The organism is Mesorhizobium sp. M0293, from assembly GCF_040321735.1.
Taxonomy (GTDB): domain Bacteria; phylum Pseudomonadota; class Alphaproteobacteria; order Rhizobiales; family Rhizobiaceae; genus Mesorhizobium.
In genome coordinates this window covers 19,614-42,827 of sequence record NZ_JAMYSA010000006.1, presented here as the reverse complement: position 1 = coordinate 42,827, position 23,214 = coordinate 19,614, and the positions used below count along the sequence as shown (strand labels likewise).

The 23,214-nt window shown below is 62.8% G+C and carries 21 protein-coding genes and 1 pseudogene; 5 read left to right on the top strand and 17 right to left on the bottom strand.

The features are described from left to right. Window positions 1-47: 47 nt before the first annotated feature. From NKJ06_RS04120 to NKJ06_RS04080, 9 genes are all read right to left on the bottom strand, one after another. Window positions 48-1,175 (bottom strand): ATP-dependent DNA helicase, encoded by a 1,128-nt coding sequence (locus tag NKJ06_RS04120; protein WP_352809212.1) that lies wholly within the window; start codon window positions 1,173-1,175, stop codon window positions 48-50. A 183-nt stretch (window positions 1,176-1,358) separates the two neighbouring features. After that, window positions 1,359-1,730, bottom strand: a complete 372-nt coding sequence (locus NKJ06_RS04115; protein ID WP_502905584.1) for a nitrile hydratase accessory protein — start codon at window positions 1,728-1,730, stop codon at window positions 1,359-1,361. Further along, window positions 1,699-2,358, bottom strand: a complete 660-nt coding sequence (gene nthB / locus NKJ06_RS04110) for a nitrile hydratase subunit beta (RefSeq protein WP_352632561.1) — start codon at window positions 2,356-2,358, stop codon at window positions 1,699-1,701. The genes NKJ06_RS04115 and nthB overlap by 32 nt, the downstream gene beginning before the upstream one ends. Continuing rightward, entirely contained in the window at window positions 2,355-2,960 is a 606-nt protein-coding gene (nthA, locus tag NKJ06_RS04105; RefSeq protein WP_352632563.1) for a nitrile hydratase subunit alpha, read from the bottom strand. The genes nthB and nthA overlap by 4 nt, the downstream gene beginning before the upstream one ends. 61 nt (window positions 2,961-3,021) lie before the next feature. Then, window positions 3,022-6,186 (bottom strand): efflux RND transporter permease subunit, encoded by a 3,165-nt coding sequence (locus tag NKJ06_RS04100; RefSeq protein WP_352809209.1) that lies wholly within the window; start codon window positions 6,184-6,186, stop codon window positions 3,022-3,024. Beyond that, window positions 6,183-7,457 carry an efflux RND transporter periplasmic adaptor subunit gene (locus tag NKJ06_RS04095; RefSeq protein WP_352809207.1) on the bottom strand — a complete coding sequence of 425 codons (1,275 nt, stop codon included), beginning with the start codon at window positions 7,455-7,457 and terminating at the stop codon, window positions 6,183-6,185. Before NKJ06_RS04095 ends, NKJ06_RS04100 begins: the two co-directional genes overlap by 4 nt. A 248-nt stretch (window positions 7,458-7,705) precedes the next feature. Then, entirely contained in the window at window positions 7,706-8,302 is a 597-nt protein-coding gene (locus NKJ06_RS04090; protein ID WP_352809205.1) for a LysE family translocator, read from the bottom strand. Between the two features lie 123 nt (window positions 8,303-8,425). Further along, window positions 8,426-8,998, bottom strand: a complete 573-nt coding sequence (gene ilvN, locus NKJ06_RS04085; RefSeq protein WP_023757090.1) for an acetolactate synthase small subunit — start codon at window positions 8,996-8,998, stop codon at window positions 8,426-8,428. 85 nt (window positions 8,999-9,083) lie between these two features. Next, complete coding sequence (locus NKJ06_RS04080; RefSeq protein ID WP_352809203.1) at window positions 9,084-10,865, bottom strand: acetolactate synthase 3 large subunit; 1,782 nt, start codon at window positions 10,863-10,865, stop codon at window positions 9,084-9,086. Between the two features lie 485 nt (window positions 10,866-11,350). Here NKJ06_RS04080 and NKJ06_RS04075 point away from each other — a divergent pair, with 485 nt between their 5' ends. Continuing rightward, window positions 11,351-13,153 carry an NAD(P)-binding domain-containing protein gene (locus NKJ06_RS04075; RefSeq protein WP_352809201.1) on the top strand — a complete coding sequence of 601 codons (1,803 nt, stop codon included), beginning with the start codon at window positions 11,351-11,353 and terminating at the stop codon, window positions 13,151-13,153. Between the two features lie 73 nt (window positions 13,154-13,226). Here the strand turns inward: NKJ06_RS04075 and tmpB are convergent, their stop codons facing one another. Together tmpB and tmpA are read right to left on the bottom strand one after the other, a co-directional pair. After that, a complete protein-coding gene (gene tmpB / locus NKJ06_RS04070) occupies window positions 13,227-13,817 on the bottom strand; it encodes a (R)-1-hydroxy-2-trimethylaminoethylphosphonate oxygenase (protein WP_352809199.1) in 591 nt (196 codons plus the stop codon). Further along, window positions 13,814-14,965, bottom strand: a complete 1,152-nt coding sequence (gene tmpA / locus NKJ06_RS04065) for a 2-trimethylaminoethylphosphonate dioxygenase (protein ID WP_352809197.1) — start codon at window positions 14,963-14,965, stop codon at window positions 13,814-13,816. The genes tmpB and tmpA overlap by 4 nt, the downstream gene beginning before the upstream one ends. 119 nt (window positions 14,966-15,084) lie before the next feature. Here tmpA and NKJ06_RS04060 point away from each other — a divergent pair, with 119 nt between their 5' ends. After that, window positions 15,085-15,969: a LysR family transcriptional regulator gene (locus NKJ06_RS04060; protein ID WP_352809195.1), complete on the top strand. Its 885-nt coding sequence runs from the start codon at window positions 15,085-15,087 to the stop codon at window positions 15,967-15,969. 14 nt (window positions 15,970-15,983) lie between these two features. Here the strand turns inward: NKJ06_RS04060 and NKJ06_RS04055 are convergent. The 3 genes and pseudogenes from NKJ06_RS04055 to NKJ06_RS04045 form a co-directional block, all read right to left on the bottom strand. Beyond that, window positions 15,984-16,496 (bottom strand): annotated as a pseudogene (locus NKJ06_RS04055) (GNAT family N-acetyltransferase); the annotation flags it as partial. Between the two features lie 44 nt (window positions 16,497-16,540). Further along, entirely contained in the window at window positions 16,541-16,849 is a 309-nt protein-coding gene (locus tag NKJ06_RS04050; RefSeq protein WP_352809194.1) for a hypothetical protein, read from the bottom strand. 4 nt (window positions 16,850-16,853) lie between these two features. Further along, complete coding sequence (locus NKJ06_RS04045) at window positions 16,854-17,417, bottom strand: helix-turn-helix domain-containing protein (RefSeq protein ID WP_352809192.1); 564 nt, start codon at window positions 17,415-17,417, stop codon at window positions 16,854-16,856. Window positions 17,418-17,572: 155 nt separating this feature from the next. Here NKJ06_RS04045 and NKJ06_RS04040 point away from each other — a divergent pair, with 155 nt between their 5' ends. After that, window positions 17,573-19,405 carry an ATP-binding protein gene (locus tag NKJ06_RS04040; protein ID WP_352809191.1) on the top strand — a complete coding sequence of 611 codons (1,833 nt, stop codon included), beginning with the start codon at window positions 17,573-17,575 and terminating at the stop codon, window positions 19,403-19,405. Between the two features lie 228 nt (window positions 19,406-19,633). Here NKJ06_RS04040 and NKJ06_RS04035 read toward each other — a convergent pair whose 3' ends face one another. After that, window positions 19,634-20,425 (bottom strand): GGDEF domain-containing protein, encoded by a 792-nt coding sequence (locus NKJ06_RS04035; protein ID WP_292176943.1) that lies wholly within the window; start codon window positions 20,423-20,425, stop codon window positions 19,634-19,636. 129 nt (window positions 20,426-20,554) lie between these two features. After that, a complete protein-coding gene (gene miaA / locus NKJ06_RS04030; RefSeq protein ID WP_352809189.1) occupies window positions 20,555-21,499 on the bottom strand; it encodes a tRNA (adenosine(37)-N6)-dimethylallyltransferase MiaA in 945 nt (314 codons plus the stop codon). Here miaA and serB point away from each other — a divergent pair. Then, a complete protein-coding gene (gene serB, locus NKJ06_RS04025; protein ID WP_352809187.1) occupies window positions 21,489-22,376 on the top strand; it encodes a phosphoserine phosphatase SerB in 888 nt (295 codons plus the stop codon). The two genes, miaA and serB, sit on opposite strands and share 11 nt — an antisense overlap. Then, window positions 22,373-22,936, top strand: a complete 564-nt coding sequence (locus NKJ06_RS04020; RefSeq protein WP_352809185.1) for a GNAT family N-acetyltransferase — start codon at window positions 22,373-22,375, stop codon at window positions 22,934-22,936. The genes serB and NKJ06_RS04020 overlap by 4 nt, the downstream gene beginning before the upstream one ends. On the opposite strand, the gene NKJ06_RS04015 is transcribed toward NKJ06_RS04020, so the two are convergent. Continuing rightward, window positions 22,937-23,197 (bottom strand): pilus assembly protein HicB, encoded by a 261-nt coding sequence (locus NKJ06_RS04015; RefSeq protein WP_352633684.1) that lies wholly within the window; start codon window positions 23,195-23,197, stop codon window positions 22,937-22,939. It lies immediately after the preceding gene. Between the last annotated feature and the right edge of the window lie 17 nt (window positions 23,198-23,214).

The following is a 23,214-nucleotide window of genomic DNA, read 5'->3' as shown; positions in this document are numbered from 1 at the left end:
ACCGTCCAGCAGAACGCAACGTCACGCAGAGCCCGCTCGGACGCCTGCTACCTGACGATCGTCAGCCGCTCTGCCGCCCGCGTGATCGCCGTGTAGAGCCAGCGCTGGCGGGTTTCCTTGAAGGCCCAGCTTTCATCGAACAGCACGATCTCGTTCCACTGCGAGCCCTGTGCCTTGTGCACGGTCAGCGCATAACCATAGTCGAAATCGTCGAAGCGCTTCTTCTGCTGCCACGGAATATCGGCGTCGGGATCCTCGAACGCCGCCTTGAGCAGCTTGATTTTGGCGACGCCGCGATCCGGATCGTCCTCTTCCGGCGACACCAGAAGGTTGATGCCGGGCTTCACCGTCTCGCGCGACGAGGTCATCACCTTCCACAGCGAGCCGTTGAGCAGCCCTTTGGCCGGATCGTTGCGCAGGCAGACCAGCTTGTCGCCGGCCTGCGGATAGTCGGCATTGAACCCCTTGAGTTCGCGCAGCCGCTGATTGTAGCGGCGCCGCGTGCGGTTGGTGCCGACCAGCACCTGGTCGGCTTTGCACACCAGCGCCATGCTAACGTCTTCCTTGCCGATCACCTGCGCCGTGCCATAGTCGCCACGCATGAATTCACGGCCCTCGCGCACGTCGAGAGCCAGCCGCAGGATCGGGTTGTCGCGCGCCTGCCGATGGATTTCGGTGAGCAGGAAGTCCGGCTCGTGGTCGGTGAAGAAGCCGCCGCCCGAGATCGGCGGCAACTGGCCGGGGTCGCCGAGCACCAGGATCGGCGTGCCGAAACTCATCAGGTCGCGACCGAGCTGCTCGTCGACCATCGAACATTCGTCGATGACGACCAGTTTCGCCCGCGAGATCGGGCTCTGCCGGTTGAGCGAGAAGGTCGGCGACATCGAGGTCTTGCCGGTGACCTCGTCGGCCACCGATTCCTCGCCTTTGGGCCTATAGATCAGCGAATGGATTGTGCGCGCATTGACCGCGCCCTTGGAGCGCAGAACCTGTGCGGCCTTGCCGGTGAAGGCGGCGAACTGCACCTGACCGTCGACATGTTCAGCAAAATAGCGCGCCAGCGTCGTCTTGCCGGTGCCGGCATAGCCGAACAGCCGGAACAGCTGCGGCTTGCCGGTTTTCAGCCAGCGGGCAACCGCTTGCAGCGCCTCGTCCTGTTGGGGAGAGAATTCCATCAGCGCGAGAGACCGGATTCGCAAGGGAAAGACAAGATAGCCGCCACCACCATCGATGCGCCGGGACGTCTCAGTGCCGCCGACAGGGCCAGGCTATCAGGGGCAATCAAGAACGTAAAGGGAACAAAATAGTGAGCCACCGCGACCTATCGGGCCGGGCCGCCACGACCTCGGAACGGGCTGCTACGACCTGCGGTCGAGCTGGGGATCGTTCTCCAGCAGAATCGGCTTGCCGTGCGGCGTGGCATGTGCGGCGCGCTCCCAGGCCTCAGCCATAGCGTCGACATCCGACTTGGCGGCCAGCCCTTTCGAGACAAGCAGGTTTTCCAGCGCCGCCAGCCAATGTTCGTAATAGTCGTGGCCGTCAGCCGCGGCACCGGGCTTCTTCACTTCGGTCGACAGCGACTGCGCCCATTCGCTCCACGAAAACAGCCCCTTGTCGTGCAGCGCCACCGTCATGGCGAAGGCTTCGGCCTGCCATGGCTCGGCAAACACCGGTTCGTCGAAAACCGCCGGCAGTTCTTCACGCCGGCTCAAGATAGCTCTCCCAGGCATCGATCGAAACGCTCAGGGTCGGGTCGGCCCCCTCGCCCCAGATTTCAGGCCCTTCGAAAACCACGGTGTAGACCCATTGCGGGTTTTCGCCGTGCCCATGCGCGTTGCTGTCCGGAAAGACAAAGCCATCGCGCACGGCCTCGATTGTACCCTGCTTGCCACGCGCATAACGCGGGAGCCTCGTGTGGCCGGTCGGGTTGAAGTTCTTGGTCCGCACGGGGTCGCCGGCCTTGAACCGCGCTGGCTGTGCCACTGGCCGGTCGCAAGGCCCGCCCTTGGCCAGCACATCAGGTACGTTTTCGGCCTTCAGCACCCTTTTCGGTGCCGCTGCCGGATCGACCGCCCGGCCCTCGGCCAGATCGCGCTCGCTGACAAACCCATGGCGCTTGAGCAGCACCTCCAGCGCCTTGATCCAGATCTCGTAGTAGCTGGAGGCATAATAATCGGCGGGATGCAGCGATTCCCGCGCATGCCGGCTCTCATCGATGTTCCACGCGCCCATGGCGCCGGCAGTCAGCGTCACGCCGAGCGCCCGCCTTTCCCAGGCGGCATGAAAATACGGCTCGTCCTTTTCGGGCGCGACCGGGCCGAACCCCATCTGCCCGCCGAGATCCTGCGGCCCGTTCATGCCGGCTGCCTCGCCATGCCGGTGCCGATCATCGCGTCGCGGCTCACCAGATCGGCCAGCCGCTCCTCACTCCAGCCCTCGGTGCCCTCAGGCCGCATCGGCACGACGAGATAGCGCAGTTCGGCGGTGGAATCCCAGACGCGGATCTTCTTGTCCGCCGGCAGCGTCAGCCCGAATTCCTCAAGCACTCCGCGCGGATCAATGACGGCGCGCGAGCGATAGGGCGGCGCCTTGTACCAGACCGGCGGCAGGCCAAGCACCGACCACGGATAGCAGGAGCACAGCGTGCAGACGACGAGGTTGTGCGTGTCCTCGGTGTTGAAGACGGCCTGCATGTGTTCGCCTTGCCGGCCGGTGTAGCTCAGCGATTCGATCGCCGCCGTCGCGTCGCGCTTGAGCCATGCGGCGAATGCCGGCTCGGCCCAGGCCTTTGCCACCACCTTGGCGCCGTTGCGCGGACCGATTTTTGTTTCGTAAGTATCGACGATGACGTCGATCGCGGCCGGATCGATCAGCCCCTTCTGGGTGAGGATGGTTTCCAGCGCGCGCACGCGGGCGGCAAACGGATCGAGTTCGTTGTCGTGGTCATGATCGTGTGACATGGCATAACGTTAGAATCACCCGCATCGCGCGGCAAGCGCCAGGCCTTGGGCCAGCGGCCGGCTATTCGGCCGCTGCCTTTTGCGGTTCGATAACCCGGTCTTCGTCGGAATCGAACAAAGAGGGTTGTTCGCCGGCGTCCACCGCCCGCAAGCTCGGCCGGCCCTTCTTCGAGAACAAGCCAAGCAGCCAGCCCGAGAAATTCTCCATGTAGACATAGATAACCGGCGTCACGAACAGGGTCAGCGCCTGCGAGGCGAGCAGACCGCCGACAACGGCAACGCCCAGCGGCTGGCGCAGCTCGGCGCTGGCGCCGGTGCCGAGCGCGATCGGGAACGTGCCCATCAGCGCCGCCAGCGTCGTCATCATGATCGGCCGGAAGCGCATCAGGCAGGCCTTGTGGATAGACTCGGTCGCCGACATGCCTTCTCGTCGCAACTCGAGCGCGACATCGACCATCATGATGCCGTTCTTCTTGACGATGCCGATCAGCATCAGGATGCCGATCACCGCGATGACAGACAGATCCATGCCGGCAAAGCGCAAGGCAACAACCGCCCCTAGCACCGCCGAAGGCAGGCCGGTGAGGATGGTCAGCGGATGGATGAAGCTCTCATACAGGATGCCGAGCACGATATAGATGGTCAGGATCGCACCGCCGATCAGCATGCCCTGGTTGGCGAGCGAATCCTGGAAGGTCTTGGCCGTGCCGGCAAAGGTGGTCGAGATCGCCGTCGGCATGCCGATCTGCTCTTTGAGCGCCTCGATGCGCGTCACGCTGTCGCCCAGCGCCACGCCTTGCGGCAGGTTGTAGGAGATGGTCACGGCCGGAAGCTGGCCGAGTTGGTTGACCGTCAAGGCGCCGGCTGTGCGGTCGACCCGGGCGAAGGCGCCAAGCGGAACCAGACTGCCGCTCGCCGTCCTCATCTGGATGGCGAGCATCCGCTCGGGCGACCATTCGATCTTAGGATCGAGTTCGGTGATGACTTCGTAGCTGTCGGCCGAACCGAAGATCGTCGAAACCTGGTCGGTGCCGAATCCGCCATAGAGGGCGGAGCGCAGCGTGTCGGTGTCGATGCCGAGCTGGGCGGCTTTATCGCGATCCACCACCAGCGTCGCCTGCAGCGCATTGTTCTGCAGATCGCTGGTGACATCGGTGAAGTTCGTATGGTCGGCCGCCATCGCGTCATTCAGTTTCTGCGCCCAGATATCGGTCAGGCCGGTATCGAGCCCCTGAACCACCAGTTGGTAGGCGCTGGCCGACGACCGCGAACCCAGCCTCAGGTTCTGCACCGGCTGCATGTAGGTCTCGATGCCCGCCACGCCGGCCAGTTGCTTGCGCAGATCCGAAAGCACCTTGTCGATATCGGGACGCTGATCCTTGCCCTTGAGCTGGACGAAGAGTTGCCCTTGGTTGAGCGCATTGTTGCCGCTGCCCGCCGACCACGCCACATGGTCGACATAGGGCGAATGCGAGAAGACGCTGGCGACCTGCCCTTGCAGCTTGGCCATGGCGTCAAATGAGATGTCCTGGCGCGCGATGGTCGTCACCGATATCTGGCCGATATCCTCCTGCGGGAAAAAACCCTTCGGCGAGACCTGGATCAGCCACACCGAGGCTGCCGCGGTTCCGATGAAGACGAGGAACACCAGGAAGGTATGCCTCAGGCAGAAACTCAAGATCCGATCGTAGCCGCGCGTAACAAAATCGCGCTTGTGGCCAGGGCCATGCGCGTCGCGATCAGCCTTGGTCACCGATAGCAGCCGCGAGCACAGCATCGGCGTCAGCGTCAGCGACACGAACATCGACGCCAGGATGGCGACCGTCACCACGACGGCGAACTCGTTGAAGATGCGCCCGATAACGCCGCCCATCAGCAGCACCGGGATGAACACCGCCACCAGCGAGATCGAGATCGAGATGATGGTGAAGCCGATTTCGCGCGCGCCCTTCAGCGACGCATCGAAGGCCGACAATCCATCCTCCTCCATGTGGCGGAAGATGTTTTCCAGCATCACGATAGCGTCGTCCACGACGAGGCCGACCGCCAGCGTCAAGCCCATCAGCGAGATGTTGTCGATGGAAAAGCCGAACAGGAACATCGCGCCAAGCGTGGCAATCAGCGAAATCGGCACCGCCACGGCCGGAATGATGGTCGCCGTCACCCGGCGCAGGAACACGAAGATCACCATCACCACCAGCGCGATGGTCAACAGCAGCGTGAACTGCACGTCATCGACGGCCTGGCGGATCGAGGACGAACGGTCGTTGAGCAGCTTGATCGAGGCAGCTGCCGGCATCTGGTCCTGGAAGGACGGCAGCATCGCCTTGACCTTGTCGACGACATGGACCGTGTTGGCGTCGGGCTGGCGCTGCACCGCCATGATGATCGCGCGGGTACCATCGTACCAGCTGGCCGTCGTCGTGGTCTGCACCGAATCGACGACGCGGGTCACCTCGCCCAATCGTACCGGGTGACCGTTCTTGGTGGCGATGATCAGGTTGGAGAAGCCGGCCGCGTCGGTCAGCTGCGTGTTGGCGGTGATGGTGAGCTGCTGCTTGTCGTTCTGGAGCACGCCGAGCGGCGTGTTGCTGTTGGCGGACGCGATCGCCGCCTGCAGCTGATCGATCGAGATGCCGCGCGCGGCAAGCGCGGTCGGGTCGATCTGGATGCGCACGGCGTATTTCTGCTGGCCGAAGATCGAGACCTGAGCCACCCCGTCGATGGTCGACAGCGACGGCGAGATGACGTTTTCCGCGAAAGCATCGAGATCGGTCAATGGAACCGTGTCGCTGACCAGCGACATCAAAAGAATGGGCGCGTCGGCAGGGTTGACCTTGCGATAGCTCGGCGGCGCCGTCATCTGCGGCGGCAATGATTTCTGCGTACGCGCAATCGCTGCCTGCACGTCCGCGGCTGCGGCGTCGATATCCCGGTTGAGCACGAACTGGATGGCGATCGAGGTCTGGCCGAGCGAGTTGGTGGTCGAGATCGAATCGATGCCGGCAATGGTGGCGAACTGCTTGATCAGCGGCGTCGCCACCGAGGTCGCCATGGTTTCCGGTGAGGCGCCCGGCAGCGAGGCCGAGACATTGACCACCGGAAATTCGGCGCTCGGCAGGGCTGCCACCGGCAGGAACTTGTAGGCAAACAGCCCGCCCAGCACGAGGGCGAACGACATCAGAAGGGTGGCGACCGGCCTGCGTATGCAGAATTCGGAGATCATTGGGCCGCCTCGCCGGCATTGGTCGCCTCGGCCACCTTGGGCGCGGCAGCACCCGCAGTGGCCTTGCCTTCATGCACGGCGGCGCCGTCCTTCAGCCTTGTCTGGCCTTCGGTGACAACTTTCTCACCGCTTTTCAGCCCCTGGCTGATGGCGCTGTTCTCGCCTTCGGTCAGCGCCACCTGCACCGGCCGCATCTCGACGGTGTTGTCCGGCTTGACCACATAGACGAACGGCCCCTTCTGGCTCGGCTGGACCGCGACAGTCGGAACCGACGTCATCTGCGGCATGATGCCGGCGTCCAGTACGACGTTCACATACTGGCCGGGCCATAGCGAAAGGTCGGCATTCGGAATGCTTGCCCGCGTGGCAATCGTGCCCGACGCGGTGTCGACGCTGGAATCGACGAAATCGAGCGTGCCCTTGCCGATTGGCGTTGGGTCGCCGTCCTTGGTCAGCGTCACCGCGCCTTGCTGCGGATTTGCGAGTGCCTTGTGCAGCAGCGCCAGGTCGCTTTCCGGCAGATTGAAATTAACCTGCAGCGGGTCCATCTGCGTGATGGTCACCAGCGGCGTCGCCGTGCTGCTGTTGCCATTGCTGGTGGTGACGAGGTCGCCGACGGCGACGCTGACCGCACCCAGCCTGCCGGCAATCGGCGCCGTGATCGTTGCAAAACCAAGCTGGACATTGTCGGCGTCGATTGTCGCCTTGTCGGCATCGACAGTCGCTGCGGCAGCCTTCGCCGCGGCGACGGCCTGGTCATAGGTCTGCTGCGTGCCGGCCTGCTTGGCGACCAGATCCTTGGCGCGCTGGAGATCGGACTGCGAGCTGGCGAGCATTGCCTGGTCCTTGGCGAGCGCCGCCTGGTCCTTGGCAAGCTGCGCCTTCAGCGCCCGGTCATCGAGCGAAAACAGAACGTCACCAACCCTGACCATCTGCCCGTCCTTGACGTCGATCGAGACGATCTGGCTGGAGACCCGCGCGTTGATGCTGACGACGGCTGGAGAGGAGACGAAGCCGATCGCGTAACGCCGGATCGGGAAATCGGCGGTCGAGGCGACGGCCGAGAGGATCGAGGCCGAGCGAGCGCCACCGCCGCCGCCTGCCGACTTGTCCCCCGCCGCCGGCTTGTCGGTTGCCGGTTTGTCCGCCGCCGCGACCTGCTTTGCGCCGATAAGCTGTTGAACCCTGCCTAGCGTGTCCGGAGACAGATAGAGCCAGGCCGCGCCGACACAGGCGACCGCAAGCAATGAAAGAATGACTTTTCCACGCATCGACAAAAGGCCCTCTCTGTCCGACACGCCATAGCCAGGTGGTCGTATTCTAGCGCAATTCACGGCTCATTGCCGCGATTTCGCCGAATAGATAGGACACGCCTTTGTCGGAAAAGGGCCAAAACACGGCATTACGAAGATTTAATGTGCACTGCACAATGGATGTGCAACACGGGTCGGATCCCAATCCGAACGGCCCGCCGAGCGTTCGGATCCCGTCTTTAGACGATCGGACCGAACCCCACGGCCTACTTCAGCATCGGCCAAAGCGTCGCCGCCAAGAGCACGCCCATGGCGATGTTGAACCATTTCAGCCGCACCGGGTCCGACAGGAAACCGCGTAGCGCGGTGCCGAACCCCGCCCACACCGAGACGCTCGGCAAATTGACGATGGTGAAGGCTATCGAGATCAACACCACCGACAGGAACGGATGCTCCGGATTGGTGTAGACGGCCATGGCGGTGATCGCCATCACCCACGCCTTGGGATTGACCCACTGGAATGCCGCCGCATCGATGAAGCGCATCGGCTGCGCCTTCGTCTCGCCTTTGCCGGTCAACGTGCGCGACATGGCGATCTTCCAGGCGAGATAGAGCAGATAGGCGCCGCCGGCGATCTTCAATCCGGTGTGCAGCGCCGGGAAAGCCGTCAGCACCGCACCCAGGCCAAGACCCACGGCGACCAGCAGCACCAGGAAACCGATGCTGATGCCCAGCATATGCGGAACCGATCTGACGAGGCCGAAATTCACTCCCGATGCCAGAAGCATGAGATTGTTCGGCCCCGGCGTGATCGAGGTCACCAAGGCGTAGACAAGCAGGGCAAGGAACGCGTCAAGCGACATGATATCCTCCCAGATATGTCAGCATTATTGTCACTTCGTGATGGCTGCGCAAAGGCCAGCGGCCGGCTCATGGCAGAACCAGGCCTTCAACCCCTGCTGAAACTGTCGATCGGTGCGGCGGACTTACATCGCCTGCGGACCGCGATTCAACGCGGCCACGCCGGTGCGGCAGATTTCGACCAGGCCGAGCGGCTTCATGATGGCGATGAACTGGTCGATCTTGGACCCCTTGCCGGTGATCTCGAAGATAAAATGCTCGGTGTTGGCGTCGATGACGCTGGCGCGGAAGGCGTCGGCCAGCCGCAGTGCCTCGACCCGGGCCTCGCCGGTGCCAGCAACCTTGACCAGTGCCAGCTCGCGCTCCAGCGGCCGCTCCTGGCCGGATTCGTGCGAGCGCACGGTCAGATCGACGACGCGGTGCACCGGCACGATCCGCTCCAGCTGATGCTTGATCTGCTCCAGCACATGCGGCGTGCCGCGCGTCACGATGGTGATGCGCGACAGGTGCTTCTCATGCTCGGTCTCGGAAACGGTCAGGCTCTCGATGTTGTAGCCCCGCCCGGAAAACAGGCCGATGACCCGGGCAAGCACGCCCGGCTCGTTGTCGACCAGCACGGAAAGTGTGTGGTTCTCCGGCTTTTCCGTTTCCTTGGCGATGAAATAGGCGGAACCGGTCGGCTGTAGCTGTGCGTTCATGACATGAATCTCGATTTCAAGCTCTTGATCTAACTCTTTGTTTGGGCACGGCTTTCTTGCGACAGCCCTGCCTTGGCTCTGCCGGCTACACCAGTTCCCTGCCCTTGGCGTCGATGGCGTTGGCCACCGCCTCGTCGGTCGCCTCGTCGGGGAGCAGCATCTCGTTGTGTGCCTTGCCCGATGGGATCATCGGGAAGCAGTTGGCGAGCGTCGCCACGCGGCAATCGAACAGCACCGGCTTCTTCACCGAGATCATCTCCTTGATCGCATCGTCCAGCTCGTCCGGCTTCTCGCAGCGAATGCCGTGGCCGCCATAGGCCTCGGCCAGCTTGACGAAGTCCGGCATCGCCTCGGTGTAGGAATGCGACAGCCGGTTGCCATGCAGCAGCTGCTGCCACTGCCGCACCATGCCCATATACTGGTTGTTCAGGATGAAGATCTTGATCGGCGCGTCATGCTGCACCGCCGCGCTCATCTCCTGCATCGTCATCTGCACCGAGGCATCGCCGGCGATGTCGACGACCAGTGCGTCGGGATGCGCGATCTGCACGCCGAGTGCCGCCGGCAGGCCGTAGCCCATCGTGCCCAGTCCGCCTGACGTCATCCAGCGGTTCGGCTTCTCGAAATGATAGTGCTGCGCCGCCCACATCTGGTGCTGGCCGACCTCGGTGGTGATGTAGGTGTCCATGCCCTTGGTCAGTTCGTAGAGCCGCTCGATGGCATATTGCGGCATGATCACGTCGTTGTTCATCCTGTAGGCGAGCGAGTCGCGTGCGCGCCATTTGGCGATCTGCTCCCACCAGGGATAGAGCGCCTTCTTGTCGGCCTTGGCGCTCGCCCGCCACAGCCGCACCATATCCTCCAGCACCCGGCCGACATCGCCGATGATCGGCACCTCTGTGTGGACGTTCTTGTTGATCGACGACGGATCGATGTCGATGTGGATCTTCTTCGAGTTCGGCGAAAACGCGGTCAGCCTGCCGGTGATGCGGTCGTCGAACCGCGCGCCGATGCAGATCATCACGTCGCAATCATGCATGGCCATATTGGCTTCATAGGTGCCGTGCATGCCCAGCATTCCCATCCAGTTCTTGCCCGATGCCGGATAGGCACCGAGGCCCATCAGCGTCGAGGTGATCGGAAAACCGGTGAGATCGACCAGCTCGCGCAGCAGGTGGCTTGCTTCGGGGCCGGAATTGATGACGCCGCCGCCGCTATAGATGATCGGCTTCTTGGCACCGGCCATCAGCTCGACCGCCGCCTTGATCTTTTCCAGGTCGCCCTGGACCTTGGGCTGGTAGCTGGTGCGCGGCGCGATCTGCGGCGGGACGTAGAACCCCTTGGCGAACTGCACATCCTTCGGGATGTCGACGACGACCGGGCCGGGACGGCCGGTGGTCGCGACATGGAAAGCCTCGTGGATGGTCGCGGCGAGCTCGTTGACGTCCTTCACCAGCCAGTTGTGCTTGGTGCAGGGACGCGTGATGCCGACCGTATCGCATTCCTGAAAAGCGTCGGAGCCGATCAGCGAGGTCGGCACCTGCCCGGTCAGGCAGACCAGCGGGATCGAATCCATCAAGGCGTCCTGCAGCGGCGTCACCGCATTGGTGGCGCCGGGTCCCGACGTCACCAGCATCACGCCGGCCTTGCCGGTCGAGCGCGCATAGCCTTCAGCCGCATGGCCGGCACCCTGCTCGTGGCGCACCAGGATGTGCTCGACATCGTCCTGCTGAAAGATCTCGTCATAGATCGGAAGGACAGCGCCGCCCGGATAGCCGAAGACATGCTTGACGCCATTGTCCTTCAGCGCCTGCACCACCATTTCGGCACCTGTCATCTCGCGCCGCTCGTTCTGTCCGTTGCTCATCGGTCTGGTCCCGTACTGTCGCCATTTGGGCGTTGCTGGTCGTTTAGTCGTGTTTCAGGCAATAAAAAAGGCCCCCGAGGGAGCCTGTGTCTTGCGCATGGGGGGATTTCGCCCGGCGGTTACACCGCCTTGCCCACGCGCTTTCCTACGAGAATGAGTGCCGTTTTCATGGTGGCGGACACTAAGGGCGGGAAAGGCAGCCTGTCAACGGGAAAAATCGCGCCGGCAATGAAGGCGTTCAATGGCTCGGCGCCACGACGGACGGTGGGTACTGTATTTGCTGCCGCCGTTTCTGAGGCATGAGCTTTGTTCAACCGCCGCCGTAACGAATTTTGGAAATCGCGGCTTCTGGTAAACCATTGGAACCGCTAAAAACTATGGTGGGGCGTGACGAGGGCCGCCATCTCTGCCGATACTTGATCGTCCGGCTTTGGCAAGTCCGGCGGAAACATCATGACGATCTGGATTTCACGGGAGGAAACCTGATGCTCGACAAGGCCCCTAGCAAGAAACTGTCCGACCTGCTCGATCAATTCGGCGCCGCCCTGGCCGCCAATGACATCGAAAAAGCGGTCGATTGCTTTCAGGAGGATTGCTACTGGCGCGACCTCGTCACCTTCACCTGGAACATCAAGACCATGGAAGGCCGCGACCAGGTCCGCGACATGCTGAAAAGCCAGTTGTCGAAGACCAGGCCGTCACACTTTGCCATCGCCAAGGGCGAGGACGCGACCGAGAGCGGCGGGTTGATCGAGGGCTGGATCAGCTTCGAGACCGAGGCGGCACGCGGCTTCGGTCACATCAGGCTGAAGGACGGCAAGATCTGGACGCTGCTGACCACCATGGTCGAATTGAAAGGCCACGAGGAACCGGCGGGTTTCGCGCGGCCGATGGGCGCCAAACATGGCTCGGGCAAGAACCGTCCGACATGGAAGGAAGAACGCGAGAAGGAAGCCGCCGAACTCGGCTTCAAGACGCAGCCCTATACGGTCATCATCGGCGGCGGCCAGGGCGGCATCGCGCTCGGCGCGCGGCTGCGGCAACTCGGTGTGCCGACGATCATCATCGAGAAGAACGAGCGGGCCGGCGACAGCTGGCGCAAGCGCTACAAGTCGCTCTGCCTGCACGACCCGGTCTGGTACGACCATCTGCCCTATATCGATTTCCCGAAGAACTGGCCGGTCTTCTCGCCCAAGGACAAGATCGGCGACTGGCTGGAAATGTACACCAAGGTGATGGAGTTGAATTACTGGTCCTCGACCGAGGCCAAAAGCGCTTCCTATGATGACAAGAAGAAGGAATGGACCGTCGTCGTCCACCGCGATGGCAAGGACATCACGCTGAGGCCGAAGCAACTGGTGCTGGCGACCGGACAGTCCGGCAAGGCCAATCTGCCGAAATTCAAGGGCATGGAGACCTTCAAGGGGGATCAGCATCACTCCTCGAAGCATCCCGGGCCCGACGCCTATGTCGGCAAAAAGGCGGTTGTCATCGGATCCAACAATTCCGCCCATGACATCGCCGCGGCACTTTGGGAGGCCGGTGCCGACGTCACCATGGTGCAGCGCTCGAGTACCCATATCTCCAGGTCCGACACGTTGATGGAAATCGGACTGGGTTCGCTCTATTCGGAGCAGGCGCTGCAGAACGGCATCACCACGGCCAAGGCCGACCTGATCTTTGCTTCGCTGCCCTACAAGATCCTGCACGAGTTCCAGATCCCAGCCTATGCCGAGATGAAGAAACGCGACGCGGCGTTCTACAAGGGACTGGAAAACGCCGGTTTCATGCTCGATTGGGGCGACGACGAGTCCGGCCTGTTCATGAAGTACCTCAGGCGCGGCTCTGGCTATTATATCGATGTTGGCGCCTCGCAGCTGGTCATCGATGGTTCGATCAAGCTGAAGAGCGGCGTCGACGTCAAGGAGATCAAGCAGCACTCGGTTCTGCTCAGCGACGGGTCGGAATTGCCTGCGGACCTCATCGTCTACGCCACCGGCTACGGCTCTATGAACGGCTGGGCCGCTGATCTGATATCTCGCGAAACCGCCGACAAGGTCGGCAAATGCTGGGGCCTCGGCTCGAGCACCACCAAGGATCCCGGCCCCTGGGAAGGCGAGTTGCGCAACATGTGGAAGCCGACGCAGCAGGAAGCGCTGTGGTTCCATGGCGGCAATCTGCACCAGTCACGCCACTATTCGCAGTTCCTGTCGCTGCAGTTGAAGGCGCGGCACGAAGGCATCGCTACGCCGGTCTACGGGCTCCAGCAGGTCCACCATAAGGGATAGGCGACCGCCATTCCGGCTGAGCAACATGAAGGAGGCATGGCTTGCACCCTGCCTCCTTGCCAGGATGAACTGACTACGCCGGCCTATCCGCCGCGAACTGCGTCACCACGCGCTGCAGCAGCGGCACGTAATCGCGAAACGTCCGTGTCTTCATGTTGGCGATCTTGCTGCTCTCGTCCCAGATGCGGACCCGGACCGCTTCCTCGTGAAAGGGGTTCTTACGGAACTCGGCGACCTCATCGGCGTTCATCGGTCCACCTTGCAGCGACAGCGTATGGACCGAGGCCGGCGAAAGCTTACCGAAATAGGTCGGGTCGGTGGCGCAGAGATAGCGCTTGGCTGAGACATGCAGCCTGACGCATTCGACGATGACAGGCGGAAGGAACGGCGCCAGCACCTCGCCGCCAGCTTCATCATGATGCTTGTCCTCGACATCCTCCGGCGAATAGGTGCCGAACTCGCTGGTGTAGTGGCCGATGTCATGCAGCAGCGCCGCCGCCACCAGTTCGTCCGGCGCGCCGTCCTGCTCGGCGAACCAGGCGCCCTGCAGCATGTGCTCGGACATGGTGACGGGTTCGCCGAGATAGGATTCGGCACCTCGGCGCTCGAAAATGTCGGCGATGAATTCAACGATAGTGTCGGCATTCAGGTTCTGGCCGCTCATTCCGCGGCCTCCTCGAAACCGTGCTCGATCGCCGCAAGCGTCGACAGCAGGCCATCCTTGTCGGCGTAGCAACCCTGCAGCCAGCGCTTGCCGGTGCCGGAAAATGCCTTGCGCGCATGCATGACGCGCGTGTTGTCGACGATGAAAGCCTGCCCCGCTTCGAGCTTGAACGTCACTTCGAAGGACGGATCCTCGATCAGTTCGGCAAACCGGCGATAGGCGGCGTAGTACCTCTCCATGTCGGCGAACGGCACATCGACCGTCGGCGCCAGCGAGCGGTTGTTGAAGCGGATACAGATCAGCTCCCCATCCGGTCCGAGTTCGACCATCGGCCGCTTCGCTTGCAGCCGCACGCCGGACGAACCGGCATATTCGAAGCGCGCCGGGCGTGAACTCAACAGCCGGAAGCCTTCCGGGTTCTCAGCCTGCAGCGCGGCCGCGACGGCAAATCCGTCGACGACGCTGGACTCACCACCGTCCACCGTATTCTCGATGCAGGACAGGATCTGCAGTGTCGGCACCGGGTCGCGATAGGGATTGTCGGTGTGCGCCTGCAGGCCAAGATTGGTGTAGGCGAGATTGTTCGGATTGACCTCGGCGCGCACTTCGAACCAGCGTCCGTAATTGGTTTCCCTGATATAGCCGAACAGATCGGACACCTTGCAAAGCGCCCCGGATTCAGCCGGCAGATCGTCCATCACCGCGAAGCCATAGGCTTTCACCGCCGACAGCCATTGCCGCAAGATATCGCGGTCGCGGCTGGCGGCTGGGTAGCCGGCGCGCGGGACCGAATTCTGCATGGTGGCCTTGGTCCATCGCACGATGCCCTCGCCTGTCCAGCCGGGCTGGCGGGCCGCGTCGCGATCATAGGCATTGGCGTGCAGCCATGCCGCCGGGAAACTCACCGTTTTTTGCTCCGGCATGAAGCTGACCTCCAGGGCGTCGCCCTTGATCGACGCGGCGCCAATTTTCGTGTCTGCGGGAATATCGAGAATGGTGATGAGCCGCTGGCCATTGCCGGTGCTGCGCGTCCTGTCATCCAGCGCATTGTCGCGCAGCCACATGGCGTGGAAGCGGGTGCGCGTCCCATCCTGCCAGCCAAGGTCGATTGTTCTGCCTTCATCGCCAATCAGCGCGTGGGTGAGCATGGAGATCCGTTCCTGTCCGCTACGCCCCACGGCTAAGTCCGCAGGTCTCGATTGCATGTTGATCGCGCGATAGGCATAACTCAAATTATCATTTTTTGGCCAATGACCATAATCTGCTAATGGCTCAGACAAACCCGCCTTTGCCGCCACTCGACTGGCTGCGCAGCTTCGAGGCCGCGGCGCGGCTGTCCAATTTCACGGCGGCGGCAACGGAGCTTGGCCTTACCCAAGCCGCCGTCAGCCAGCACATCCGGTTTCTCGAAGAACGGCTGAAGACGCGTTTGTTCTCGCGGCTGGCGCGCGGCGTCGCGCTGTCGCCGGAGGGCGCGGCCTACCTGCCCCACATCCAGTCGGCCTTCGCCACGATCGGCAACAGCACCGCGGAACTGTTTGAGCCGCGCGCCGTCCAGACCGTGACCATTCGGGCACCGATCTCCTTTGCCTTGCTGATGCTCGCCCCGGCGCTGCCCGATCTGGCGAAGGCGCTGCCGCGCATCCAGCTCGACCTGGTGACGATCCATCGCCCTGCTGACTACGACCTGCCGGGCTCCGCGCTCGACATCCGTTTCGGCAACGGATCCTTTCCCGGCCGCGAAGCCGACAGGCTGAGCGCAGAACGGCTCGTGCCGGTGGCGGCGCCAGTACTCGCCGGCAACGCCGACTGGACCTCGCTGCCGCTGCTTCTGGTCGCCGGCGCGCGCGAAATGTGGGCGGAATGGTTCGCGGCCGCCGGGCTGGCTGGCCACCCCAGGCGATCGCACCGCTTCGACAGCTTCGTCGCCGCATTGGAAGCGGCGCGCGCCGGCGCCGGTGTGCTGCTGGGCTCGCGGCCCCTGGTCGATGCGGCGCTCGACAGCAAGACGCTGGTCAGGCTCTCCGACTTCGAACTCTCCAGCACATCGGGGCATTTCCTGACCAAGTCGTCCACCGCCCGCTTGACCGGTGCCGAACAGGATTTCCGCCAGTGGCTGCTGTCGCGCCTATCCGGCTCCGCGCCGGCATGACATGAGACTAGCCTGATCCGCTTCCAGTAGATGAGCGTGCCGGTCAGCCCGCCATGCGGCTTCAACGCATAGTCCGGTATCTCACCGGCCAGCTTGAACCCCAACCGCTCATAGAGGCCGGAAGCGCCCTCGTCAGCGGCCGTATCGAGAACCAGCAGCGTGCGGCCCTTCTCGACCGCAAGGCTCTCGGCAGCCCGCATCAGGCGCGTTCCCACACCCCTGCCCCGGTAGTCGACGCGTGTCATCAGCTTGGCGATCTCGGCCCGGTGCGGCTGGTTGGGCGGACAGTCGAGCAGCAAGGTTACGGTGCCGACCAGGACCTTGCCGCCCCAGGCGCCAAGCACCGCTCTTTCCCCTCTTGCCGCCGCGGCCAGCGATTTCTCCCAGAATGCCCTTGCAGCTTCCGGCGCCAGCGGATGCATGAAGCTCACCGATCCGCCGGCCGCCACCGTTGCGACCAGCAATTCGGCCAGCATGTCCTGCGTCTCGACAGACGGGTTCAGGGTTCCGATCTCGATCGAGTTCATGCTCATGATGTCCTGTGACTTTGCGATAGATGCGAGCGCATTCCTCAGTCCAGATGACGCACGCGGCGTCGCTTTCGCGCCGCCTTGATGGCGCTGATGCGTTCGGCGTCTTCGTGGCCGAGATGCCGGCCGCGCTCGAGAATCTCGAGCGTGTACTCCTCATAGGTCAGGCCCAGCCGCTCGGCCTTGTCGATGCGCAGCAGCATGACCTCGCGGCTCGGCGCCTTCCACGCCTTGGCATGGGCGGCCTGCCACGCAAGGAAGATGTAGGGATCGCCTTTACCCCATGGCGGCCCCTTGTATTCATCGAGAGGCGGACCCCCATTATGGGAGCGCTTTGGTCTTCTCGCCATGATGTCAGCCCCTGACCAGCGCGACGAGATAGTCGGCACCGGGCTCCAGGGCATGGAAGATGCAGTCCGACGGCGCCCCGAGCGCCAGGCAATCGCCTGGCTCAAGCCGGTGCACCGCCTCACCTTCGACGAATTCGAGCCGCCCGGAAATCAGCCATATCTGCTGCTTGATGAAGGCGTAGGAGGCGGCCGGAAAGCTGACTTTGGCGCCCGCCGGCAGCTGCACCCTGATGAGTTCGAGCGGCATGTCGCCAGCCGGCGAAAGGTGCCGTCTGACATAGCCGGTATCGGGATCGCGCCACACCGGTTGGTCGGCCTCGCGCAGCAGCCCGCCGCCTTGCAATTCCGCGCGCGCAATCAAGGTCGACAGCGTCATGCCGAAGGCCGCCGCGATGCGCACCAGAAGGGCCGCCGTCGGGCTGGTCTTGCCGCGCTCGATCGTGCTCAGCATCGCCTTCGAGACGCCGGAACGCTCCGCCAGCTCGGCCAGGGACCAGTCCCGCACGATCCTTTCGACGTGTATCCTTCGGCCGATTGTCGAGGAAATATCGTTCGCTATATCGTTCATGCGTCCATTATAGCGAAATATCGATGTGGGAAAAGAGCCGCCTCGCGACAATTTTCATGGGGCCCTTAATCCTCTCTACACCATCCGACCTCATCGGGCCTTAACCCCATTCCTGTAGGATCGATGCTCCAGGGGAAATGGGGATTGGCCTGTCCATGTATGTCGAACGCGAAGCTTCTGTTGGAGAACCGACATCGCAGGAGCGCCGTGACGCCGAGCAGAACGACAGGCGCATTCTGGGCAATGTCGTGCAATGCGACGGCGCACGCGCCACCATCAGCGCCTATGCGGACGAGGTCGACGGCGCGGTGACGGGCCTGTGGACGGTCGGCAAGATGATTTCCATCAATCTTGGATCCACGCGAACCGTCGGCCTGGTCTACGGGATCGGCAAGTCGGATCGCACCTGGAGCAAGGAGGGCCAAAACGCCATCGAGGTCAGCATCGAGCTGATCGGCGAAGTGCGCGACGGAGCAGAGCCCGGCGCCAAGCCGGTCTTCGATCGCGGCATCACCACATATCCGCATATCGGCGCCGTTGCGCACCGCATCCGCACCCGCGACCTGCAGGCGGTCTATGATCTCGCCGGGCGTCATTCGATCACCATCGGCACACTCGCGCAGGACGAGGCGATTGCCGCCAACATCGCCATCGACGATACGCTGGCACGTCACTTCGCCATTGTCGGCACCACCGGTGTCGGTAAATCCACCGCCGTCTCGCTGCTGCTGCGCAAGTCGATCGCGGCACGGCCCGATCTGCGCATCCTGATCCTCGACCCGCACAACGAGTTCGCGGCGTCGCTGCCCGAATACTGCGTCAGGGTCGATTCCAAAACCTTGGATCTTCCGTTCTGGATGTTCACGCTGGAGGAATTCGCCGAGGTGCTGTTCCGGGGCCGCGAAACCGAGCCGGAAGAAATCGATGCCTTGCGCGACCTCATTCCGGCCGCCAAGAACCTTTACCGCAATCCGAATTCCGGCGCCTATATCCGGCGCGGCAGCGATGCGCTAACCGCCGATACACCGGTTCCTTACCGCATCGCCGACCTCCTCAAGCAGATCGACGAGCGCATGGGCATGCTCGAAAGCAAGACCGATCGCCCGACGCTCAGATCGCTGAAGACACGCATCGAATCGGCGGCTGCCGACCCGCGCTACCGCTTCATGTTCAACTCGCGGCTGATCGAGGACACCATCCACGAGACGATCGGCAACATCTTCCGCGTGCCGCATCATGGCCGCCCGGTAACCTGCTTCGAGATGGCGGGCATGCCGTCCGAAGTGGTCAATTCCGTCTGTTCGGTGCTGGCGCGCCTGGCCTTCGACCTTGCTTTGTGGAGCGAGGGCAAACTGCAGCTTCTGTTTTTGTGCGAAGAAGCGCACCGCTATATGCCGGCCGATCCGCGTCTCGGCTTCGCGCCGACCAGGCACGCGCTGTCGCGCATTGCCAAGGAAGGCCGCAAATATGGCTGCTATCTCGGCGTCGTCACCCAGCGCCCTGGCGAACTCGACCCGACCATTCTGTCGCAATGCTCGACCTTCTTCGCCATGCGGCTTGCCAATGAGCAGGACCAGGCGATCATCCGCTCGGCGATTGCCGACTCTTCCGCCTCCACGCTTGCGTTCCTGTCCTCCATGGGCCAGCGCGAAGCCATAGCCTTCGGCGAAGGCGTGGCGACGACCATGCGGCTGAAGTTCGAAAAGCTGCCGAGCCATCTGCTCCCCGGCACGGCCAAGCGCGAAGAGGCCGCCGCGTCGAAAACCGGCGACGATGTCGACCTGGTGGCGATCGTCGAACGCCTGCGTAACGTACCGAAACCAACGCAGCAGTCGATGGCCTTCGCCGAAGTCGTCGATTCTGGCCGCCAGGCCGGCGATCCCGACTACCGCAAGCCGCCGGCCACCCGCGTGCAATCGGACGACGATTTCGACATGCGCTACGGTCTCAAGCCGGCGACCTTCGGCCTGCGCCCGCAAAACGATTGAGTTTGCGGGCTTACGCCATTCTGCCAACCGATTGAGAAGCTGCATTGAGCTTCCAAGAAGCTCTGCTTCGTTGGCCAACTTGGGTAAATCCCGAAAGAGAATTCATCAGGCTGAGTTGCATGACGTGACTTTCGAGAAGCCGGAGCGGAACGGACATTTAGTCCGTGAGCACCGGAAGTCGAGAAAGCCGCGTCAGGCGACCGGCCTCATGAATTCCTCTTCGGGATTTTAGGCGCAGACGCGGTTGCGGCCTTGCCTCTTCGCCTCGTAGAGCTGGCGGTCGGCGCGGCGATAGAACTCCTCCGCCGTTTCCTTGCGGTCCCAGACGGCAAGCCCGACGCTGGTGGTGATCTTGAGGCGGACATTGCCTGACAGCACCGACATGTTGGCGATAGCCTTGCGGATGCGCTCGGCAAACTTGCCCAGAAGATCGGCGTCCATATTGGGCGTGACCACCGCGAACTCCTCGCCGCCTAAGCGCGCCACCACATCGTGGTAGCGTGTCATATCCTTGAGGCAGCTCGCGACGGCCTTGAGCACCTCGTCGCCGACATCATGGCCGTGGGTGTCGTTGACCTGCTTGAAATGGTCGAGATCGAGGATCATCAGCCCGACGGGCTTTTCGATGCGCCGGAACTCCTCGAGATACTCCTTCAGCGCATCATCGAAATAGCGCCGGTTCTGCATGCCGGTCAGGCCGTCGGTCAGCGCCGCATGCTCGAGTGTTTCCGAACGCGCGCTGAGCGAGACCGTCATGGCGCGCAGCTTACCTTCTTCCGTCGCCTGTTTTCGGATCAGCGGATAGATGAAGAAAATACCGAAGAACAGCGCGGTGGCCAAAAGCACGCCGGTCGCGAACAAAAGCTTGTTGAGATAGATGACCTTGTCCAGACCCGAAGCCGTATGCAGCTCGGTGGCGAAGGATTGCAGAAGCCCATAGGCATGCAGCGTCACCAGGCCAGCGGCCAGGATCACGAAGATAAAGACGAAAAATGCTGATTCCGCCTTGTGGAAACGCATCTGCTCCCCGTTGGAAAAGTGCCCGCTGACCTTATGGCATGGGCGGGCTTACGGAGGGTTAATTTGGACAACCGCAACGAGAACCTTTCCTTGCAAGTAAACTTTTCAGGTTGCAATGGAAATAAGCAATCAGATCGTGGTTTCCACATCATCACCGGGGCGCACTCTTTGCCATTCCGGCCCCAGCTGATGCCTGAACCAGGTCGTCTGCCGCTTGGAATATTGCCGGGTCGCGATCTTGGCGCGTTCGATCGCCTCGGGAAAGCCAATCTCTCCGGCCATCGCGGCCTGCAATTCACGAACGCCGATCGCCTTCATCGCCGGCAATTCGGGATCTAGGCCAAGCGCCGATAGAAGCTTGACCTCGTCCAGCGCGCCCTTGTCCAGCATCTGGTCGAAGCGTTTTTCGATGCGGCCGACCAGCGCCGCCCGGTCCGGCTCGATCACGAAGAAATGCGCGGTCTGCCTGTCGATGAGCGGATGGCCGCGTTCTGCTTGCCATTCCCGGATCGAACGGCCCGACGCGTCGAGCACTTCCAGTGCCCGCACGATGCGCTGGCTGTCGGTTGGCTTGAGCATCATGGCGGCCGCCGAATCCTCACGCAGCAGCAGGCTGTGCAGCTTGACGGCACCCTGCTCCTTCAATTCGTAGCGCCAGCGGTCCCGGATCCCCTGCGGAATGTCGGGCATTTCCGAAATGCCCTCGGCCAGCGCGCGGAAGTAAAGCCCGGTGCCGCCGACAAAAATTACGGGCCGTTCGGAGAGCGCACCGTCGTCGATCAGCTTCATCACGTCGCGCAGCCAGGCGCCGGTGGAATAGGTTGTGGACGGGTGGACGTGGCCGTAGAGAAAATGCGGCGCGCGGGCGAGGTCGGCCGCCTCCGGCCGGGCGGTCAGCACGTCGAGAACAGAATAGCCCTGCATGGAATCGGTGTTGACGATCACGCCACCCCTGCGCTCGGCCAGATCGAGCGCCAGCGCCGACTTGCCGCTGGCGGTCGGCCCGGCTATCAGGATCGCGTTCTTCACGCGGCCCTCGCCCGCCTGTTCGCCGGAATGTTCCATGCCGCTCATCGCCACGCTTGTTTCCCGTCCCGCCGACCGCGCTTTGTCGCTGTCGCTTGCGAATATGGCGTCACGGTCGGTCGGCGCAAGCGCTGTTGTCTGGCTGGCCGAAGGGATAGCCTGCGATCTTGTCCTGCCGGAGGCAGCCGACGACGCCGAAACGAGTGCCGCCTTGCACGCAGCGCTTGCCGACGATCCGGTCGACGTAATCGTCCAGCAGGCCGAGACCCGCCGCAAAAAGATCCTGATGGCCGACATGGACTCAACCATGATCGAGCAGGAATGCATCGACGAGCTGGCCGACGAGATCGGCGTCAAGGATCGTGTCGCCACCATCACCGCGCGATCGATGAACGGCGAGATCGCTTTCGAACCGGCTCTGCGCGAGCGGGTGGCACTGCTGAAAGCCCTCGACGCCGCCGTGGTCGACCGCATCGTCGCCAATCGTCTGACGCTGGCCTCAGGCGGCCGCGCGCTGGTTCAGACAATGCGGGCCAATGGCGCCTGGACGGCACTCGTGTCCGGCGGCTTCGAGGTCTTCACGACGCGAATCGCGGCCATGCTTGGCTTCCACGAGAACCGCGCCAACCGCCTGCTCGAACAGGATGGCCGCTTCACCGGGCTGGTCGGTGAACCGATCCTCGGCCGCGCCGCCAAGGCCGAAGCGCTGATCGAAATTTCAGCGCGCCTTGGTTTGACGCCCTTTGACGTCATCGCCGTCGGCGACGGCGCCAATGATCTCGACATGATCCGCCTGGCCGGCACCGGTGTCGCGCTTCATGCCAAGCCGGCGGTGGCGGCGCAGGCAAAGGTTCGCATCGACCATGGCGACCTGACCGCATTGCTCTATTTGCAAGGCTACAGTCAGGAAGAGTTTGTGCAATGAAACCAATGCATACCGAGCGCCTGATCCTGCGCAACTGGGAGGATCGCGACCGCGCGCTGTTTCACCGGATCAATTCCGATGAACAGGTGATGGAGTTCTTTCCGTTCCGCCGCGACCGTGCCGCCACAGACGCCAAAATGGACGAGTTCCGGACCTGGATCGCTAAGGATGGCTACGGTTTCACCGCCGCCGAGATTGTCGCCACCGGAGAATGCATCGGCTTCATCGGCCTCTTCGACACAGATCATTTGCCGTTCCTTCCGGCTGGCACCGTCGAGATCGGCTGGCGACTGGCCCCTGAATTCTGGGGCAAGGGCTATGTCACCGAAGCGGCGGAGGCATGGCTTGCCTATGGTTTCGAAACGCTTGGCCTCGGCGAGATTATTTCCTTCGCCGTCGCCGACAACAGGCGCTCGATCGCCGTCATGGAACGCCTCGGCATGACCGCCGACCCGTCCGCCGATTTCGACCACCCCGGCATTCCCGACAGCCATCCCGCGCTCAAGCGACATGTGTTGTACCGGCTGACTGCCAAGAATTGGCGAAAGAAACGTCGCTGATCAATGTCGATCAGGCGGAAGCTCATCGCCAGGTTGCGGAGGTCCGGCAGCAACCCGCTCAAGCAGCTTTCCAAAATCGTCAGCGGACGCATCGCCTGTCCGACGACGCAGGAACTCGGCCGCTGTTTCCATTGCCCCAACTTTCTGCGCCACGGCCGAAGCGATCCACTGATTGAGCGACACGCCATCGGCCTTTGCCAAGCGCGTGGCCGCCTCCTTGACCGAAAGCGGGAGTTTCAACGGATAAGTCGCTTTGCTCATGTTCGAAATCCTTCCAG

Excerpts from the sequence above, each read along its gene's own strand:
- NKJ06_RS04100 (WP_352809209.1), bottom strand. The coding sequence starts at position 6,186 with ATGATCTCCGAATTCTGCATACGCAGGCCGGTCGCCACCCTTCTGATG.
- serB (WP_352809187.1), top strand. The coding sequence starts at position 21,489 with ATGCCGCTCATCGCCACGCTTGTTTCCCGTCCCGCCGACCGCGCTTTG.
- NKJ06_RS04020 (WP_352809185.1), top strand. The coding sequence starts at position 22,373 with ATGAAACCAATGCATACCGAGCGCCTGATCCTGCGCAACTGGGAGGAT.
- NKJ06_RS04015 (WP_352633684.1), bottom strand. The coding sequence starts at position 23,197 with ATGAGCAAAGCGACTTATCCGTTGAAACTCCCGCTTTCGGTCAAGGAG.
- NKJ06_RS04040 (WP_352809191.1), top strand. The coding sequence starts at position 17,573 with ATGTATGTCGAACGCGAAGCTTCTGTTGGAGAACCGACATCGCAGGAG.
- NKJ06_RS04080 (WP_352809203.1), bottom strand. The coding sequence starts at position 10,865 with ATGAGCAACGGACAGAACGAGCGGCGCGAGATGACAGGTGCCGAAATG.
- miaA (WP_352809189.1), bottom strand. The coding sequence starts at position 21,499 with ATGAGCGGCATGGAACATTCCGGCGAACAGGCGGGCGAGGGCCGCGTG.
- NKJ06_RS04095 (WP_352809207.1), bottom strand. The coding sequence starts at position 7,457 with ATGCGTGGAAAAGTCATTCTTTCATTGCTTGCGGTCGCCTGTGTCGGC.
- ilvN (WP_023757090.1), bottom strand. The coding sequence starts at position 8,998 with ATGAACGCACAGCTACAGCCGACCGGTTCCGCCTATTTCATCGCCAAG.
- NKJ06_RS04045 (WP_352809192.1), bottom strand. The coding sequence starts at position 17,417 with ATGAACGATATAGCGAACGATATTTCCTCGACAATCGGCCGAAGGATA.
- NKJ06_RS04050 (WP_352809194.1), bottom strand. The coding sequence starts at position 16,849 with ATGGCGAGAAGACCAAAGCGCTCCCATAATGGGGGTCCGCCTCTCGAT.
- NKJ06_RS04115 (WP_502905584.1), bottom strand. The coding sequence starts at position 1,730 with ATGCCTGGGAGAGCTATCTTGAGCCGGCGTGAAGAACTGCCGGCGGTT.
- nthB (WP_352632561.1), bottom strand. The coding sequence starts at position 2,358 with ATGAACGGGCCGCAGGATCTCGGCGGGCAGATGGGGTTCGGCCCGGTC.
- NKJ06_RS04060 (WP_352809195.1), top strand. The coding sequence starts at position 15,085 with ATGGCTCAGACAAACCCGCCTTTGCCGCCACTCGACTGGCTGCGCAGC.
- NKJ06_RS04075 (WP_352809201.1), top strand. The coding sequence starts at position 11,351 with ATGCTCGACAAGGCCCCTAGCAAGAAACTGTCCGACCTGCTCGATCAA.
- tmpB (WP_352809199.1), bottom strand. The coding sequence starts at position 13,817 with ATGAGCGGCCAGAACCTGAATGCCGACACTATCGTTGAATTCATCGCC.
- NKJ06_RS04090 (WP_352809205.1), bottom strand. The coding sequence starts at position 8,302 with ATGTCGCTTGACGCGTTCCTTGCCCTGCTTGTCTACGCCTTGGTGACC.
- tmpA (WP_352809197.1), bottom strand. The coding sequence starts at position 14,965 with ATGCTCACCCACGCGCTGATTGGCGATGAAGGCAGAACAATCGACCTT.
- nthA (WP_352632563.1), bottom strand. The coding sequence starts at position 2,960 with ATGTCACACGATCATGACCACGACAACGAACTCGATCCGTTTGCCGCC.
- NKJ06_RS04035 (WP_292176943.1), bottom strand. The coding sequence starts at position 20,425 with ATGCGTTTCCACAAGGCGGAATCAGCATTTTTCGTCTTTATCTTCGTG.
- NKJ06_RS04120 (WP_352809212.1), bottom strand. The coding sequence starts at position 1,175 with ATGGAATTCTCTCCCCAACAGGACGAGGCGCTGCAAGCGGTTGCCCGC.